This window comes from Silvania sp. (assembly GCF_051656365.1).
Taxonomy (GTDB): Bacteria; Pseudomonadota; Gammaproteobacteria; order Enterobacterales; family Enterobacteriaceae; genus Enterobacter; species Enterobacter hatchlandensis.
Genome location: NZ_JBOGBT010000104.1, coordinates 1 through 16,333 on the forward strand (window position 1 = coordinate 1; position 16,333 = coordinate 16,333).

Here is a 16,333-nt window from a genome sequence, read left to right on the forward strand (position 1 = left end):
GGCACCGGTCATGCCGTTGAGCTGCCGTCGGCGGAGTTTGAGCGCCGTCGTCGCGCCACCAACGCCGAATGGCCACTGCTGAATGCGGTGCTGGACGGCGTGAGCCGGGATGCCTTGATGGCCGGGCATCAGAGCAACCACCTGACGGTGGCGTATATCGACGAGGCGCATGTCGAGACCCTTTTCCGGGCGTTTGTCGCCCAGTCGCTGACCCAGGGGATCCGCGTGTGGGTTGCGGGCGATGCCATCAAATTACTGTAAAGGTGAGAGCATGCAGGAACGTACTGAAGCCACTAAATATACCGGCGTCTGGCCGGTGATGCTGACCCCGTTTAACGAACGGCGAGAAATCGACTGGCCCGCACTGGAGAAACTGGTTCAGTGGTATCTGAATGCAGGGGTTCACGGGCTGTTCGCGGCCTGCCAGTCGAGCGAGATGTTCTTTTTAAGCGACGATGAAGCCCGCAAGGTGGTGCGGTTTATCGTTCAGATCGTCGATGGCCGCGTGCCGGTGGTGGCGTCGGGCCATACTGCAACGGGCACCAGCCAGCAGATAAACCAGCTGTCGGCGATGGCACTGACAGGAATCGACGGCTTAATCCTGATCAGCAACCGTCTGGCACAGGCCGACGAGAGCGATGCGCAGGTCCTGAGCGGGCTGCAGCAGCTGACTGCCGCTCTGCCGGAGGCTATCGACCTCGGTATTTACGAGTGCCCGTATCCTTATAAACGGCTGCTGTCGGATGAGGTGATCGCCTGGTGTGCCAACAGCGGTCGCTACACCTTTATTAAAGACACCAGCTGTTCACTGCCGGTGATGGAACGGCGCCTGCGTCTGAGCGAAGGCAGCCGTCTGCATCTGGCCAACGCTAACAGCCAGACGCTGCTGGCCTCACTGCGCGCGGGCTGTCAGGCCTACAGCGGGGTGATGGCCAATTTCCACCCGGAGCTGTACGTCTGGCTGTTTGAAAACTGGCGCCGGGAGCCGCAAAAAGCCGGGCAGCTGGCGGATTACTTATCCACCGCCGCGCTGGCCGAAAATCTGGACTATCCGGTATGCGCCAAGTTTTACCAGCAGCAAATCGGTAACTTCAGCGCCTACGCCTGTCGGTCGAGAAGTAGCCAGTCGTACGCGGCAAGTTTTTATCCGGAGGCCATTAACAGTATGATGCGTCTCGGCGAAGCAGTGAAGAAACAGTTATCACTTTGAATAACGAGAGTTTTATGCCTTTAACGCCCCTTAATTGATTAAAGGGCGTGCAGCAAAAAGTCATCCGACACGATGACGCAGTAACTGAAAAATAAAAACATTGACTCAGCACCCTACAACTTTCGTCTGCCGCGCAATGGCAGGCGACGTCGGACTGCGCCACGCACTCTGATGAAACCCAATGAGGTTAATATTATGTCAGTCACTCTTGATATGCCGGTCACGCAAAAGGCGGTGCTCGATAAAGCGAGCATTCGTCGGGTGGTGGTTTCCAGCTGGATCGGTAACAGCATCGAGTTTTATGATTTTCTGCTGTATGGCCTGGCGAGCGCGCTGATTTTCAGCAAGGTCTTTTTCCCGACCGTCAGCCCGATGGTCGGTATTCTGGCCTCGTTTGCCACCTTCGGCGTCGGCTTTATTGCCCGTCCGCTGGGCGGCATCTTCTTTGGCCACATGGGTGATACGCTGGGACGTAAAATCACGCTGTTGATTACCCTTGGCGGGATGGGAACCGCGACGTTCCTGATTGGCTGCCTGCCTTCCTACGACATGATCGGGATCTGGGCCCCGGTGATGCTGGTGATCCTGCGCTTTATCCAGGGTTTCCTGGTCGGTGGGGAGTGGGGCGGTGCGATGCTGATGGTGGTCGAAAGCGTCCCGGCTAATCGCCGTGGCCTGCTCGGTGCCATTCCGCAAACCGGCGGGTTCTCTGGTCAGCTGCTGGCGACAGGCATCTTCGCGCTGGTGATGATGCTGCCCGATGAGCAACTGTTCTCCTGGGGATGGCGCATTCCGTTTATGCTGAGCGTGGTGCTGGTTCTGGTGGGCCTGTATATGCGTCGTCGGTTGGACGAAACTCCGGTGTTCCAGGAAGTGCGTCGTCGCGAAGAACAAAACAAACAGGCTAAAAAAGAAGAAAGTCCGGTGGTTCAGGTCGTGCGTACCCAGTGGCGTAGCATTGTGCTGATTATGCTGCTGCGTTTTGCCGAAAGCGTGCCGTTCTTTATGTGTACGGTGTTTGCCGTCTCCTATGCGACGGGCACCTTAGGGATCGAAAAACAGACCATGCTCGGCGTGGTGATGATGACCTGTGTGTTGGCCTTCCCGATGCATGCGCTGTTTGGCGCTCTGTCTGACAAAGTGGGCCGCCGACCGGTCTACATCTTTGGTGCCTTGTTTGCTGCGGCGATGGCGTTCCCGTTCTTCTGGCTGCTGGAAAGCGGATCCTTTGTGCTGATGGTGCTCGGCTATGTGCTGCTGATTAACATCGCCCACAACTCGATTAACGCGGTGCAACCGTCCTTCTTTACCGAGATGTTTGGCCCGAAAGTGCGCTACAGCGGCGCATCGATTGGTGCGCAGTTGGGGGCCATCGTGGCGGGGGGCTTCACGCCGTTTATCGCCAAGGGGTTAACTGCGCTCGACAACAATAACTGGACGCTGGTGGCAAGCTATGTGGTGATAGCCGCGCTGGTGGCGGCCTATGCTGCCTGGCGTGCGCCGGAAACCTCAAAACGTGACTTAACCAAAGATCATCACTGATGCGGATCGGCCAGGGTGAAAGCCCTGGCCCCTGCCGGCGCTTTTCATCGTCTGTTGCTGCTTCGAAGCAGCAAAAATGATAAATTAACACTTTGTCATTCACCGGACTCAGTACCTCATGGCCAAAACAGTCGAGACCATTGCGACCGCGCTGAACATTTCCATTACCACCGTGCGGCTGGTGCTGAACAATAAAGCCCAGCAGTATCGGATCAGTGAAAAAACGCAAAAGCGCATCAATGACTATGTGGCTGAACACGGCTATACCGTCAATCACGCCGCCCGCAGCCTGAAGCTGAATAAAACCGATACCCTTGGGTTGATCATTCCGCGCCTGTCGAACGTCTTCTTTGCCACCCTCGCCGAAAAGCTGGAGATCCGCTGTCGCGAGGCGGGGTATCAGCTGATGATCAGCTGTACCTACAGCGATTTGCAGCAGGAAAATGCGCTGGTGGATGCGCTGATCGATCGTAACGTTGATGGGCTGTTCGTCGTGCCATCCTCCCTGCAGGCGCAAAATCATCATCTGAAACGCACTTCGCGCCCGCTGGTGCTGCTGGACCGTGACTTCGACGGCACCGACACCTCGCTGGTGGTCAGCGATAACCGCCGGGGCAGCATCGCCCTGACTCAGGCAATGTTCAGCGCGGGCCAGCTGCCGCTCTTCTTTATGGCCGGTGATACCGAACAGCCGACGATTAAAGAGCGTATGAAGGGCTACACCTCGGTGCTGGAAGCGCAGGGGATTGAGGATTGTCAGCAGTGGATCCTCGAGACCGCGCACAACCGGCGCGAAGATGGCGAGAAGCTGATGCAGCAATTTCTGGCCCGGCATAACGCCGCACCACCGGCGTTTATCGCCTCTTCTCTGCCGGTGCTGGAGGGGGCGCTCAGCGTGCTGCGTTCCCACTTCGGTTATATTCCGGCGGATATTAATATCGGCACCTTCGATGAACACCCCATGCTGGGCTTTTTATCCAACAATATCTGGTCGGTTCGCCAGAATGAGGATGCGTGGTCGGAGAAAGCGGTGGACGCGATGCTGCAGATAATCAATGGCGCAGAGCAGAAGAACCTGCGCGCGATTATCCCGATGACGCTGATCCACCGGGCGCGGGCCAGCCTGTAGGGCGAGCGGGCTGATAAAGTTTAAAAATCGAAGCAGCCCGCGGTATTTAATAAAAATTACAGCGAATAGCGGTACAATAAATGATTCATGCATTGACTAAAGGAAAAGCGGGGCGAGTCGGGGACATAGCGCTGTCGGAAAGCTGGCGAGATCGCTTTCGTAAGTCAGAAGACTTATTAACCAGCATGTTCTGGAGTCGGATAAGTTATCTTCCTGAAGAGCAATTTAACCGGTTTATGTCGCAACTCTTATCAGAAGAGTTTAATCACGGCCCGCTGCGTAATGTAAAATTCTGGGAAAGGTATTCCTATGTAACCTACTTCCTTGACAAGAAAGTTGAGCCCGATGTGGTACTGGATTTTGACGATCAGGATATTATTGTCGAGGTTAAACCGCCGTTTGGCAAAGGGCAGTATAAAGCTCAGTGGCAGCAGCAGGTTGAGTCCTATCTACAACAGGATACTCATAAGAAACTGATTTTCATTGCGCTGGGTAATTTCCCTACTGAGACGTTTCGCTGGCTTGCAGAATTCAGGGGGCGTTATCCGGACGTGCGTTTTCATGCTATTTCCTGGGGGGAGGTGATGCATGCCCTTTCTCATTCGTTGGGGAGAAATAATCGTCTGGCTTCGGACTGTATCAGCCTGTTGAGTTTCTATGGGATACGCCTTCCAACGAAAACATGGAGTAGTTTACATAACGTTATTTCCCATCCTTTAACAGATAATGGATTTGCTTCTAAATGAATGATTTATTTGTACAGTTAAGACAGGCTCACCGCATCTGCAGTTCTGCTTACAATCGGATTTTACCTTTATTAGAAAAAATACCTGAAAGCTTGGATGTGGATTTTGAATATTGGTTTCCTTATAGCTATGCTGAGATTAAAACCAGGAAAAAACCCATTTTTAACGAATATGGTGAAGCATTTTTGACCTTATATGATTCTATGCATGTTTATTCCCGCAGTTCACAAAAAACGCTCGTTACACCGACTACCGCATGCGTTATTGGCGTGCGCTTTGTGATGGATTCAGAGGGCGTGTGCGATATAAAAGACAGAGTTGATGAATTTAATGAAAGGTTAGGGGCGGATCTTGTTACCGACCCGGAGAAAAGTGAGAGTCTGGTCATATTTTATATTTACAGGCCAGTTAAGCGAATAAAAATCGCCAATGTGCTGGATGACTTATTTTATGTTGATAGTGACTACCCTTACCCACGCACGAAGACCTTTGTGCTCAATGACAGGATTCAGGTGGCAAACCTCGTTTTCGACATGAGCGAATGGGTTGAGGATTCAGCGAAAGTCCTCAAGAAAGTCAGAAAATTTATCGATTCAGACATTGTAGGGTAAGCATCAATGACGCGTTCATTTCCACTGTGCAGACGCGTCTTTAGCAAGGCCGCTCGCGCGGCCTGATTTATCCCTGCCGGTTCACCGCAATCGAATCGCGGGCAACAAATTCTGCGGGCAAAACGGTATTGCCGGGCGTGTTGGTCTCTGTGGCGGCGAGCACCCGGGCTACTGCCTCTTTACCCTGGGCGTCCAGATCCAGTCGTACCGTGGTGAGCGCCGGGATGAAGAAGGCGCTTTCATAGCTATCATCGTAGCCAATCACGGACACCTGCTCGGGCACCGCGATGTGGGCTTTGCTTAACGCGCTCAATGCGCCGAGGGCCATCTGGTCGTTCCCGACCAGCAGGGCGCTAAAATCCACATTGTTGTCGATAAGATGCTGCGCACCGTTGTAACCGCTTTGCGCATCCCAGGTGCCAAAAATCACCGCCGCAGGTGTTTTGTTAAATGTCGCCAGGCCGCTTAACCAGTTATCCAGGCGCAATTTGGCCGAAATGGCGTGCTGCGGGCCGGGCATCAGCACAATGTCGTTGTGCCCCAGTTCGCATAAGCGCTTAACGCTCTCCAGGGTGCCGTTTGCCGGATCGAAGATAACGTGAAACACGCCGCTGTCCGGGGCGACGTCAAGAAACAGGCAGGTCACATCGGTGTTGTGTTCAGCCAGCTGCTGAGCGAGGGGCGTTTCCAGCGGGACGTTGATCAGGATTTTTTCGATAAACTGGGATTTAAAATCATTGATCGACTGCTGGATAGCCGTGGCGTCACTCTCATCAATCATCGAAATCAACACCTGATAGCCCGCTTCACGGGCGTGCTTTTTCACAGATGCGGCGATTTGCGACGGGGCATGCAGCGCCAGAGAGGTCGTGATTAACCCCAGCGTCTGGGCGCGTTTCCCGACCAGCTGCTGCGCCAGACGGTTAGGTACATAGCGCAGCTCCTCAATCGCCTGTTCGACGCGGACGCGGGTTTTTTCGGCAACGTTCACCGATTTATTGAGCACCCGTGAGACGGTTTGGTAGGAGACACCAGCATGGCGAGCGACATCTTCCAGCGTCGCATTTCTGTTTTTGTTCACCCTCAATCCTTTCTTTTTACGTGGCGTAAACGGCGCGTTTCATCTCTGCGTTTTGCCAATATTATATCAAAATGTCATACGTTCACATGGTGAGATTTCGCGATCTCGTTCACTTTTTTGCGCTTAAAAAATTGCGTTCTGTGAACTTCATTACAGTTTTCAGTGCAGGGAGTTGTTTGCGTCAAGTGTCAGGTATTGTATGTAACACGCTGATGTGAACGTCATACATTTTAACAGTGAACAAAATCAATCTGGCGTCACAGCACCCATCTGACCTAAAAAAGAACGCTATTCGCTGAGCAGTCAGCAAAGCCCTGATCCTGTTCCTTGTTGAGGAAGAAAAAAATGGTTACCGGTAAAAGGAACTACATTCTTTTAAGCATTTTCGATTTTCTGTACCTGTTTGCCTGGTCGTCGACGATGGCCTTCTTTGTTATCTGGACGACACAGCATCTGGGGATCAGCGCCACCAAAACCGGATGGTTGTATGCCATTAACGCCTTTATTGCACTGACCATGCAGCCTTTCTTTGGCTACATTTCTGATAAGTTCGGCACCAAAAAATCGTTAATCTTCCTGATTGTGGCACTGCTGCTGCCCGTCGGGCCGTTCTTTATTTACGTCTACGCGCCGCTGCTGGTGAGTTCCTTCTGGCTCGGGGCGGTATTAGGCGGGATCTACCTCGGCATTATTTTTAACTCCGGCTGCGGGGTAATTGATTCTTATATCGACAAGATCTCTCGTCGTTATTCATTCGAATACGGGCGGGTGAGAATGTGGGGTTCGTTGGGTTGGGCGGCGGCGGCCTATATTGTGGGCCGCAATATTAACGACAATCCAAATCTCTCTTTCTGGCTGGCCAGTATTGCCATCGTATTAGCCGCTATCTGCTTCACGCTGACCAAAATTACCGTCACGCTTGAAGAAGAAAAAATGACCTCTTCACTGAAAGCGGGCAACGTGCTGGAGCTGATGAAAGACAAACAGTTCTGGATGCTGATTATCTTTACCCTGTTCGTTACGCAGATCTATGACACCTACGACCAACAGTTTGCGCAGTATTTCTCGTTACAGTTCCCGAGCGTTGACGAAGGCAATAAATGGTACGGCACGCTGGCATCAGTGCAGGTTTGCGGCGAAACCTTATTCCTGGGGCTGATGCCGTGGTTTGTTAACCGCGTTGGCGCGAAGTGGGCGCTGGTGATCGCCGGAACCATTATGTCGGTGCGTATTCTGGGCTCCGCCGTTCCGCTGGGGCCGGTGTGGATTGCCGCGGTGAAGATGATGCACGCTATCGAAAAACCGCTGATTCTGATCTCGGTCTTTAAGTTCATCGCGCAGAACTTCGATCACAAACTGTCTTCCACCATCTATCTGTTAGTGCTGTTTGCGGCCTCTATTGCCACCACGGTTTACTCCCCGGTAGTAGGGCATTTCTACGACACCATTGGTTTTGCCAACACGTACATCATTCTTGGCGTTATTTCAGGACTCTTTACCCTGTTCTCGGTGTTTTCTCTCAGGGACAGAAAAGACAAAGTCATTGATCTCTCTGTGAAGAGCGAGTCTTTAGCATAATGGAGGTGGTTATGAGCAGGTTATTTACGCAGCTCAATTTATTACACGGTGCGGATTATAATCCTGACCAGTGGCTCGATCAGCCCGATATTCTTGAGAAAGATATCGCGATGATGAAAGAGACCCAATGCAACGTAATGTCGGTAGGCATATTCAGCTGGTCGAAACTGGAACCTGCAGAAGGGGAATATCAGTTTGGCTGGCTGGATAATGTGCTGGATACACTGCACGCGAACGGGATTTATGTTTTCCTGGCGACCCCCAGCGGCGCTAAACCGGCCTGGGTATCTGAAAAATACCCGCAAGTGTTGCGCACCAATAACGATCAAAGCAAAAACCTGCACGGGGAACGGCATAACCACTGTGTCTCTTCACCCGAGTATTTACGCTTAACCGGGAACATTAACCAACAGCTGGCGAAACGTTATGCGCACCATCCTGCGGTGCTGGCGTGGCATATTTCGAACGAGTATGGCGGCGAGTGCCACTGCGATGGTTGCCAGCATGCGTTTCGCGACTGGCTGAAGAACAAGTATCAGACGCTGGAAAATTTAAATCAGCGCTGGTGGAGTTCATTCTGGAGCCATGAGTATTCCAGCTGGAGCCAGATCCATTCTCCGGGACCAAAAGGCGAGCAGTCTGTCCATGCGCTGAATATCGACTGGCGACGCTTCGTGACCGAGCAGGTGGCGCTGTTTTGCCGCCATGAAATTCAGGCGGTTAAACCCTACAACCCGTCTTTGCCCGCCACCACCAACTTCCACGGGGTGTTCTACGACTACGATTACTGGCGTCTGGCGCAGGAAGTCGATTTTATCTCGTGGGACAGCTACCCGGAGTGGCACCAGACGCGGGATCAGCAGGATGTCGCTTCTTACACGGCGTTCACCTTTGATCTGATGCGCAGTCTGAAACCCGGCCTGCCTTTCCTGCTGATGGAGTCCACGCCCGGCACCACCAACTGGCAGGCGATCAGTAAGCTCAAAAAACCGGGGATGCACCTGCTGTCGGCCATGCAGGCGGTGGCGCATGGCTCGGACTCGGTGCAGTATTTCCAGTGGCGCAAAAGCCGCGGCTCTATTGAAAAATTACACGGCGCGGTGGTGGATCACGTCGGCCACCTCAATACCCGCGTCGGGCAGGATGTGAAGCAGGTCGGTGTGGCGCTGGAAAAACTGGCCGATGTGGCGGGTGGCGATTACCGGGCTGAGGTGGCGATAGTCTATGACTGGGACAACCGCTGGGCGGTAAACGATGCTGCCGGGCCGCGCAACGCCGGGATCAAGTTTGAAGAGACGGTGCAGCAGCATTATCAGGCGCTGTGGCAGCAAAATATCCCGGTGGACATTGTCTCCCAGCAGTCGGATCTCAGTGGTTATCGCGTGCTGATCGCGCCAATGCTCTACATGGTGAATGAAGCCTTTGCCGAACGGGTGAATCAGTTTGTGGCAGCAGGCGGTGTGTTTATCGCCACCTACTGGACGGGGATCGTTAACCCGGACGATCTGTGCTTCACGACGGGTTTCCCCGGCCCGTTGCGGGAGGTGCTGGGTATCTGGTCGGAAGAGATCGACAGTCTGTACGACGGGCAGTCAAACCAGCTTGCTATTACTGTATCGGACTGGAGCTGCCCGGTTCAGGAATACACCTGTAAGGAACTTTGCGATTTAATCCATGCAGAAACGGCAGAGGTGCTGGCCGTGTATCAACAGGACTTTTACGCGGGTCGGCCTGCGCTAACCCGTAACCGGTACGGCAAAGGGCAGGCTTACTATCTGGCAGCAAGAACTGAGGGGGCATTCCTGCGTGATTTCTACCGCACGATTGCGGATAAACACGGCATTGCCGCTTGCACCGCGATGCAACTGCCGAAAGGCGTTGTTGCGTCGGCAAGGCACAATGCGGGGCTGACGTACCTGTTTGTGCAGAACTACAGCGACCAGACCGTCACGCTTGAGCTGGCGGAAGAGAGCAGGAGGCTGGAGCCGTTGCTGAGTGGCGATCGGCTTGCGGGGCACCAGTATGCAATGCCTGCGTTTGGGGTTGAGGTATTTTTGACGGGCGCGTAATGAGTTGAATGCCGGATGTTCCTAACAAAAAATCCACGCAAGGGCGTGGATTTTTTATGGGCTGGCTAAGCATCCGCAGATGCCAGTACCTTAGACGTTGAACAGGAAGTTCATCACGTCGCCATCTTTCACAACGTACTCTTTCCCTTCAGCACGCATCTTGCCGGCTTCTTTTGCGCCTTGCTCGCCTTTGAACGCGATAAAGTCTTCAAACGCGATAGTCTGCGCGCGGATAAAGCCTTTCTCGAAGTCGGTGTGGATTTTACCCGCCGCCTGAGGTGCGGTTGCACCGACAGGGATGGTCCATGCACGGACTTCTTTCACGCCAGCGGTGAAGTAGGTCTGCAGGTTCAGCAGCTCGTAACCGGCGCGGATCACGCGGTTCAGGCCCGGCTCTTCGATGCCCAGCTCGGCCATGAACTCTTCACGGTCAGCGTCGTCCAGCTCAGCGATGTCGGATTCAACCGCGGCGCACACGGCAACCACCACGGAACCTTCGCCTGCGGCGATTTCGCGCACTTTATCCAGGTACGGGTTGTTCTCGAAACCGTCTTCGTTGACGTTAGCGATGTACATGGTTGGCTTCAGGGTCAGGAAGCTCAGGTACTTGATCGCCGCTTTGTCTTCTTCAGTCAGGTTTTTCAGCGCACGCAGCATGCCTGCGTTTTCCAGCTGTGGCAGACATTTTTCCAGCGCAGCCTGTTCAGCTTTTGCGTCTTTATCGCCACCTTTGGCCTTTTTCTGCACGCGGTGCAGGGCGCGCTCGCAGGTGTCCAGATCGGACAGGGCCAGCTCGGTATTGATGACTTCGATATCGTCAGCCGGATCCACTTTATTGTTGACGTGGATGATGTTGTCGTTCTCAAAGCAACGCACCACGTGGCCGATAGCTTCGGTTTCACGGATGTTGGTCAGGAACTGGTTACCCAGGCCTTCACCTTTGGATGCGCCTTTTACCAGGCCTGCAATGTCCACAAATTCCATGGTGGTTGGCAGGATGCGCTGAGGCTTAACGATCTCGGCCAGCTGGTCCAGACGTGGATCGGGCATTGGCACGACACCGGTGTTTGGCTCGATGGTGCAGAACGGGAAGTTAGCCGCTTCGATGCCCGCTTTCGTCAGCGCGTTAAACAGGGTGGATTTGCCCACATTAGGCAGACCAACGATACCGCATTTGAATCCCATGTCTGAATCACCTTAATATCTTGATATTCAACGCGTTAGGCTTAACGAGTCGAAGAAAAGTAAATAACTGCGCCCATTATACACGTAACCCGCAGGCTGCGCGGTAAAAAAGGCGTTTCGCGCCGGTTATTGCGCTTTGAAAGCGTGAAGACGGTTAGTGGCTTTGGTTAAGCCTTCTTTCAGCCAGACTTCGGTGCAACGCACCGCTTCGTCTACCGCACCGTCGATCAGTTTCTGCTCGGAAACCGGCGGTTTACCCAGCACAAAACCAACAACTTTGTTTTTATCGCCCGGATGACCAATACCTATGCGTAAACGGTGAAAATTTGGGTTATTACCCAATTTGCTGATGATGTCTTTTAAGCCGTTATGTCCGCCGTGACCGCCGCCGAGTTTGAACTTCGCCACGCCAGGGGGCAAATCCAGTTCGTCGTGTGCCACCAGGATTTCGTCCGGGTTGATGCGATAAAAGGTCGCCAGCGCGGCAACCGCTTTACCGCTTAAGTTCATAAACGTGGTTGGCACCAGCAGACGCACATCGGCCCCGGCCAGATTCACGCGCGAGGTAAACCCAAAGAATTTAGATTCTTCACGCAGAGGCGCGCGCAGCCGCTCCGCCAGCAGATCAACATACCAGGCACCCGCATTGTGGCGGGTGGCCGCATATTCCGCGCCGGGATTGGCCAGGCCGACAATCAGTTTAATCGTCACGTTTTTATTCCTGAAAGTACTAAGTCTGGCGCGTAGTGTACTGTCTGCCGCGCCGCTTGACAAAATTCTGCGAACCGACCCATAGAATCAGAATAATTACGCTTCTGAACCATTAGAATTTCATGCTACTCAAAGGCTTATTTGTAAAGTTTTGTTACGCCGATATGCATAATTGTGATCGCTGACGCAATCAGCAAAAGGGGTGTTGTCTATACTTTACACACAAGGATTAGGGAGATATTCCCCCTACGACCCAAAGTTCCGGAGGTGACAGATGAAACGCAAAAACGCTTCGCTACTCGGTAACGTGCTGATGGGATTGGGATTAGTCGTCATGGTCGTCGGCGTCGGTTATTCCATTTTAAACCAGCTTCCGCAGCTCGATCTGCCGCAATATTTCGCTCACGGCGCGGTTCTGAGCATCTTTCTGGGTGCCGTTCTCTGGCTGGCGGGTGCCCGCGTCAGCGGCCACGAGCAGGTCTGCGACCGTTACTGGTGGGTGCGCCACTACGATAAACGCTGCCGTCGCGATCAGCATAAGCATAGCTAACACTGCATGTCGGATGGTAAGAGAAACGGTTCCTGAGGGAACCGTTTTTTTTTGCATCTTTTGTTGACCCTCACGTAACGTAAGGCATCAGAGTGACGCAACTGGCACAAGAGAAGGAGCCGTTATGTTGATTCAGGTGGGGGAACTGGCCAGGCGGGCCGGGATCACCGTAAGAACGTTACATCATTACGAACAAACAGGGTTGTTGCTGCCTTCAGCCAGAAGTGCGGCAGGGTACCGGCTGTATAACCTGGCGGCGGTTCAGCGTCTGCATATGATTCAGGCGCTGGCAAAGTCGGGGCTGGAACTTGCTGAAATCAGGGACTTTCTGGATAAGGAGCCGCTCGCACTGGCTGAGCTTCTCGACGCACAAATTCGTCTGCTGGATAAGCAAGTCCGCAGTATTAACACCCTGCGCGACAGGCTTGCGGATTTGCATGCCGGGCTCACGGCGAATGCGGCCCCCGATCTCGAGTCCTGGCTACAGACTCTGGAGTTAATGAATATGTACGATCGCTGGTTTAGTCACGAAGAGTTGCAGCAGTTGCCGTTTGCGGCGCAGAACGAACAGTTGGCAGAAATCTGGACCGCCCTGGTTGAGGAGGCCAGCGCGCTGCTGAAACAGCATGTTGAGGTCGCCGATCCGCGGGCAATGGATCTTGCCACGCGCTGGATGCTACGCCTGGAGCAGGATACCGCAGGCAAGCCTGAATTCCTGACCCGCATGAATGAGATGCACAGCGTTGAGCCGCAAATGCGCGAGCAAACCGGGATCACCCCCGAGATGATCGATTACGTTACCCGGGCGTTTGCGGAAAGCAAACTCATCATCTGGCAGCGCTATTTATCCCCGGAAGAGATGGCGTTTACCCGCGCGCACTATTTTGATCGGATGATGGAGTGGCCGCCACTGGTGGCAAAACTACATCAGGCGCAGGGTGAATCATGTGACCCGTCGTCAGACGTTGCGCAACAGCTGGCGGAAAACTGGCTGGCACTGTTTCAGTCCTATGCGGGAACCGATCCAGCCACCCAGCAAAAATTCCGGGTGGCGATGCAGCAGGAGCCGCATCTGATGAAGGGAACCTGGATGACGCCTGCGGTGCTCGACTGGCTCCAGCAGGCGATCGGGATCATGATGCAACGGCGTTTTTCAACGCGTGGTTAAGGGTAAGTCGGCTAAGGCCGCATCACGATTTGGGTAGAACGCCAGGCGGCCAGGGATCGGCTGCACCCCCGCCCGCGCCATGGTGCGCAGCGGCTGAAACTCCAGATTACTCACCCGCAGTTCACACCCTTCTGGCAGATGCTCGACAAAGCGCTGGAACGCATCCAGCCCGCCGGCATCCAGCACCGGCACTGCATCCCATTTCAGAACCACAATCCGCTTACCCTCGAGGCGTGAGGCCAGATCGCTGAACAACCCCTCTGCGGCGGCAAAGAACAGCGGGCCTATCACCCGCAGCACCAGCACATCGTCCGGTACCTCAACATTGACCGCTGCCAGCCGCGTCATCCGCGCCATACGGCGCATAAACAGCAGCGAGGCCAGCACAATCCCGACGCTGATGGCGATCACCATATCAAACAGCACGGTCAGGGACATGCATATCAGCATCACGATGATGTCGTCTTTCGGCGCCCGACGCAGCAGGTTCACGACTTTATGCGCCTCGCTCATGTTCCAGGCCACCATCAGCAGCAGGGCGGCCATTGCCGACAGCGGCAGCCAGGACAGCAGCGGGGCCAGCACCAGCAGGGCGAGGATCACCAGAATGGAGTGGATCACCGCCGACACCGGCGAGGTGGCCCCGGCACGGACGTTCGCCGCCGAGCGGGCAATTGCGGCGGTGGCGGTGATACCACCAAAGAACGGGGCGATGATGTTCCCCAGCCCCTGGCCGATCAGCTCGTTGTTGGCTTTATGTTTGGTGCCGGTCATGCCGTCCAGCACCACCGCGCACAGCAGCGACTCAATCGCTCCCAGCATCGCCATCGAAAAGGCGGCGGGGAGCAGGGCGCGCAGGGAGTCCCAGCTTAAGGTGAAGCTGGAGCCGGGCAGATCCCACGGCAGGATCAGCTGCGGCAGCAACTGCGGGATGCCGTTACCCTGCGAACCATCCGCCAGCACATAGTGAAACTGCGAGCCAATAGTGGCGACGTGGCCGCCCAGCAGATTGACCACCCCCATCACCGCGCAGCCCAGAAGTAGTGCGGGCAGATGCCCCGGCAGTCGAATGCCCAGCCGTGGCCAGAGAATTAAGGTGCCCAGCGTAATAATGCCGATCGCGGCGTCACCAGGGTTGATGGTTGGCAGCGCCATTGCCAGCGCGCCCACTTTTTGCAGGTAGTGCTCCGGTACGTGGGCCATCTGCAGACCGAGGAAATCCTTAATCTGCATGGTCCCGATGGTAATGCCGATTCCGGAGGTAAAGCCCAGGGTCACAGAAATCGGAATGTATTCAATCAGCCTGCCGAAGCGCGCCAGGCCGAACAGAATCAAAAACACCCCCGACATCAGGGTGGCGACCAGCAATCCGGCGAGACCGAACTGCTGGGAGACGGGGTAGAGGATCACCACAAAGGCGGCGGTCGGCCCGGAAACGCTAAAGCGCGAGCCACCGGTCAGGGCGATCACAATCCCGGCCACTGCGGCGGTGTACAGGCCATACTGCGGCGCAACGCCGCTGCCAATCGCCAGCGCCATCGCCAGTGGAATGGCGATAATACCGACGGTAATCCCGGCGATCAGGTCACGGGTAAAGCGTGACAGGGTATATTTTTCTTTCCAGCAAGCGTCGATGAGGGCGCGGAACGGCAGAACATGTGAGGAAATGGGTTTTTTCACAATAATCATCCCTGGGCGCATCATCTGTCATGTCAATGGCAGGTGAAGGAGGCATTGGTCATACAAATAAAAGCTACAGACAAAAAAACCCGCCGTAGCGGGTTTTTAGACTGCGTCCGATTAATGCTCGAACATTGCAGAGATGGATTCTTCGTTGCTGATACGACGAATCGCTTCGGCCAGCATCCCGGACAGGGTCAAAGTACGCACGTTAGGCAGGGCTTTGATTTCGTCGCTCAGTGGGATGGTGTCGCACACCACAACTTCATCAATAACGGAGTTGCGCAGGTTGTTGACAGCATTGCCAGAGAAGATCGGGTGGGTCGCGTAAGCGAATACGCGTTTAGCACCACGCTCTTTCAGGGCTTCGGCGGCTTTGCACAGAGTGCCGCCGGTATCGATCATGTCGTCAACCAGCACGCAGTCGCGGCCCGCTACGTCACCGATGATGTGCATCACCTGAGAAACGTTAGCGCGCGGACGACGCTTGTCGATAATGGCCATGTCGGTGTCGTTCAGCAGTTTTGCGATAGCACGTGCACGAACCACGCCGCCGATGTCCGGAGAAACCACAATCGGGTTATCCAGGTTCAGCTGCAGCATATCTTCGAGCAGGATTGGGCTACCGAATACGTTATCAACCGGAACGTCAAAGAAGCCCTGGATCTGCTCGGCGTGCAGGTCAACCGTCAGAACACGGTCAACGCCAACGCTTGAGAGGAAATCAGCGACAACTTTAGCGGTAATTGGCACACGAGCGGAACGGACGCGACGGTCCTGACGGGCATAACCAAAGTAAGGAATAACAGCGGTGATACGGCCAGCAGAAGCGCGGCGCAGAGCATCGACCATAACAACCAATTCCATCAGGTTGTCGTTAGTTGGAGCACAGGTGGACTGGATGATGAAAATATCACCACCGCGTACATTTTCGTTAATTTGTACGCTGACTTCGCCATCGCTAAAGCGACCTACGGCGGCGTCGCCAAGAGAAGTGTACAGGCGGTTGGCAATACGTTGTGCTAGTTCCGGGGTGGCGTTACCAGCAAAAAGCTTCATATCAGGCACGAGAA

At 54.5% G+C, this 16,333-nt stretch carries 14 protein-coding genes and 1 pseudogene; 10 read left to right on the plus strand and 5 right to left on the minus strand.

Going from position 1 to position 16,333, the window contains the following annotated elements; all coding sequences use genetic code 11:
• The 6 genes and pseudogenes from ACRDD5_RS20380 to ACRDD5_RS20405 form a co-directional block, all read left to right on the plus strand.
• Positions 1-261 (plus strand): annotated as a pseudogene (locus ACRDD5_RS20380) (signal transduction protein); the annotation flags it as partial.
• A gap of 10 nt (positions 262-271) precedes the next feature.
• Positions 272-1,210, plus strand: a complete 939-nt coding sequence (locus ACRDD5_RS20385; RefSeq protein ID WP_438677815.1) for a dihydrodipicolinate synthase family protein — start codon at positions 272-274, stop codon at positions 1,208-1,210.
• A gap of 195 nt (positions 1,211-1,405) precedes the next feature.
• Positions 1,406-2,752, plus strand: coding sequence for an MFS transporter (locus tag ACRDD5_RS20390; RefSeq protein WP_271284098.1), 1,347 nt, complete (start codon positions 1,406-1,408; stop codon positions 2,750-2,752).
• A 118-nt stretch (positions 2,753-2,870) separates the two neighbouring features.
• Complete coding sequence (locus tag ACRDD5_RS20395) at positions 2,871-3,881, plus strand: LacI family DNA-binding transcriptional regulator (RefSeq protein WP_438677816.1); 1,011 nt, start codon at positions 2,871-2,873, stop codon at positions 3,879-3,881.
• Between the two features lie 80 nt (positions 3,882-3,961).
• Complete coding sequence (locus ACRDD5_RS20400) at positions 3,962-4,627, plus strand: hypothetical protein (RefSeq protein ID WP_438677817.1); 666 nt, start codon at positions 3,962-3,964, stop codon at positions 4,625-4,627.
• Entirely contained in the window at positions 4,624-5,238 is a 615-nt protein-coding gene (locus ACRDD5_RS20405) for a hypothetical protein (RefSeq protein WP_438677818.1), read from the plus strand. Before ACRDD5_RS20400 ends, ACRDD5_RS20405 begins: the two co-directional genes overlap by 4 nt.
• Before the next feature lie 67 nt (positions 5,239-5,305).
• Here the strand turns inward: ACRDD5_RS20405 and ACRDD5_RS20410 are convergent, their stop codons facing one another.
• The gene (locus tag ACRDD5_RS20410) at positions 5,306-6,319 is read right to left on the minus strand and encodes a LacI family DNA-binding transcriptional regulator (protein ID WP_438677819.1); all 1,014 of its coding nucleotides are present in this window, start codon (positions 6,317-6,319) and stop codon (positions 5,306-5,308) included.
• Positions 6,320-6,664: 345 nt separating this feature from the next.
• On the opposite strand from ACRDD5_RS20410, the gene ACRDD5_RS20415 reads away from it, so the two are divergent.
• Both ACRDD5_RS20415 and ACRDD5_RS20420 read left to right on the plus strand, forming a co-directional pair.
• Entirely contained in the window at positions 6,665-7,897 is a 1,233-nt protein-coding gene (locus ACRDD5_RS20415; protein WP_271284104.1) for an oligosaccharide MFS transporter, read from the plus strand.
• Positions 7,898-7,908: 11 nt separating this feature from the next.
• Positions 7,909-9,966 carry a beta-galactosidase gene (locus tag ACRDD5_RS20420; protein WP_438677820.1) on the plus strand — a complete coding sequence of 686 codons (2,058 nt, stop codon included), beginning with the start codon at positions 7,909-7,911 and terminating at the stop codon, positions 9,964-9,966.
• 90 nt (positions 9,967-10,056) lie between these two features.
• On the opposite strand, the gene ychF is transcribed toward ACRDD5_RS20420, so the two are convergent.
• A complete protein-coding gene (gene ychF / locus ACRDD5_RS20425) occupies positions 10,057-11,151 on the minus strand; it encodes a redox-regulated ATPase YchF (RefSeq protein WP_271284109.1) in 1,095 nt (364 codons plus the stop codon).
• Positions 11,152-11,277: 126 nt separating this feature from the next.
• Positions 11,278-11,862, minus strand: coding sequence for an aminoacyl-tRNA hydrolase (gene pth / locus ACRDD5_RS20430; protein WP_438677821.1), 585 nt, complete (start codon positions 11,860-11,862; stop codon positions 11,278-11,280).
• A 274-nt stretch (positions 11,863-12,136) separates the two neighbouring features.
• Here pth and ychH point away from each other — a divergent pair, with 274 nt between their 5' ends.
• Positions 12,137-12,412 (plus strand): stress-induced protein YchH, encoded by a 276-nt coding sequence (gene ychH / locus ACRDD5_RS20435; RefSeq protein ID WP_039030722.1) that lies wholly within the window; start codon positions 12,137-12,139, stop codon positions 12,410-12,412.
• A gap of 124 nt (positions 12,413-12,536) precedes the next feature.
• Positions 12,537-13,580 (plus strand): MerR family transcriptional regulator, encoded by a 1,044-nt coding sequence (locus ACRDD5_RS20440; RefSeq protein WP_438677822.1) that lies wholly within the window; start codon positions 12,537-12,539, stop codon positions 13,578-13,580.
• On the opposite strand, the gene dauA is transcribed toward ACRDD5_RS20440, so the two are convergent.
• The gene (dauA, locus tag ACRDD5_RS20445) at positions 13,566-15,260 is read right to left on the minus strand and encodes a C4-dicarboxylic acid transporter DauA (protein ID WP_438677823.1); all 1,695 of its coding nucleotides are present in this window, start codon (positions 15,258-15,260) and stop codon (positions 13,566-13,568) included. The two genes, ACRDD5_RS20440 and dauA, sit on opposite strands and share 15 nt — an antisense overlap.
• Positions 15,261-15,380: 120 nt before the next feature.
• Complete coding sequence (gene prs, locus ACRDD5_RS20450; RefSeq protein WP_003856663.1) at positions 15,381-16,328, minus strand: ribose-phosphate diphosphokinase; 948 nt, start codon at positions 16,326-16,328, stop codon at positions 15,381-15,383.
• Positions 16,329-16,333 lie beyond the last annotated feature (5 nt).

Coding starts and splice junctions, on each gene's coding strand:
- ACRDD5_RS20390 (WP_271284098.1), top strand. CDS start 1,406: ATGTCAGTCACTCTTGATATGCCGGTCACGCAAAAGGCGGTGCTCGAT.
- ACRDD5_RS20395 (WP_438677816.1), top strand. CDS start 2,871: ATGGCCAAAACAGTCGAGACCATTGCGACCGCGCTGAACATTTCCATT.
- ACRDD5_RS20385 (WP_438677815.1), top strand. CDS start 272: ATGCAGGAACGTACTGAAGCCACTAAATATACCGGCGTCTGGCCGGTG.
- ychF (WP_271284109.1), bottom strand. CDS start 11,151: ATGGGATTCAAATGCGGTATCGTTGGTCTGCCTAATGTGGGCAAATCC.
- ACRDD5_RS20440 (WP_438677822.1), top strand. CDS start 12,537: ATGTTGATTCAGGTGGGGGAACTGGCCAGGCGGGCCGGGATCACCGTA.
- ACRDD5_RS20405 (WP_438677818.1), top strand. CDS start 4,624: ATGAATGATTTATTTGTACAGTTAAGACAGGCTCACCGCATCTGCAGT.
- ychH (WP_039030722.1), top strand. CDS start 12,137: ATGAAACGCAAAAACGCTTCGCTACTCGGTAACGTGCTGATGGGATTG.
- ACRDD5_RS20400 (WP_438677817.1), top strand. CDS start 3,962: ATGATTCATGCATTGACTAAAGGAAAAGCGGGGCGAGTCGGGGACATA.
- ACRDD5_RS20420 (WP_438677820.1), top strand. CDS start 7,909: ATGAGCAGGTTATTTACGCAGCTCAATTTATTACACGGTGCGGATTAT.
- ACRDD5_RS20415 (WP_271284104.1), top strand. CDS start 6,665: ATGGTTACCGGTAAAAGGAACTACATTCTTTTAAGCATTTTCGATTTT.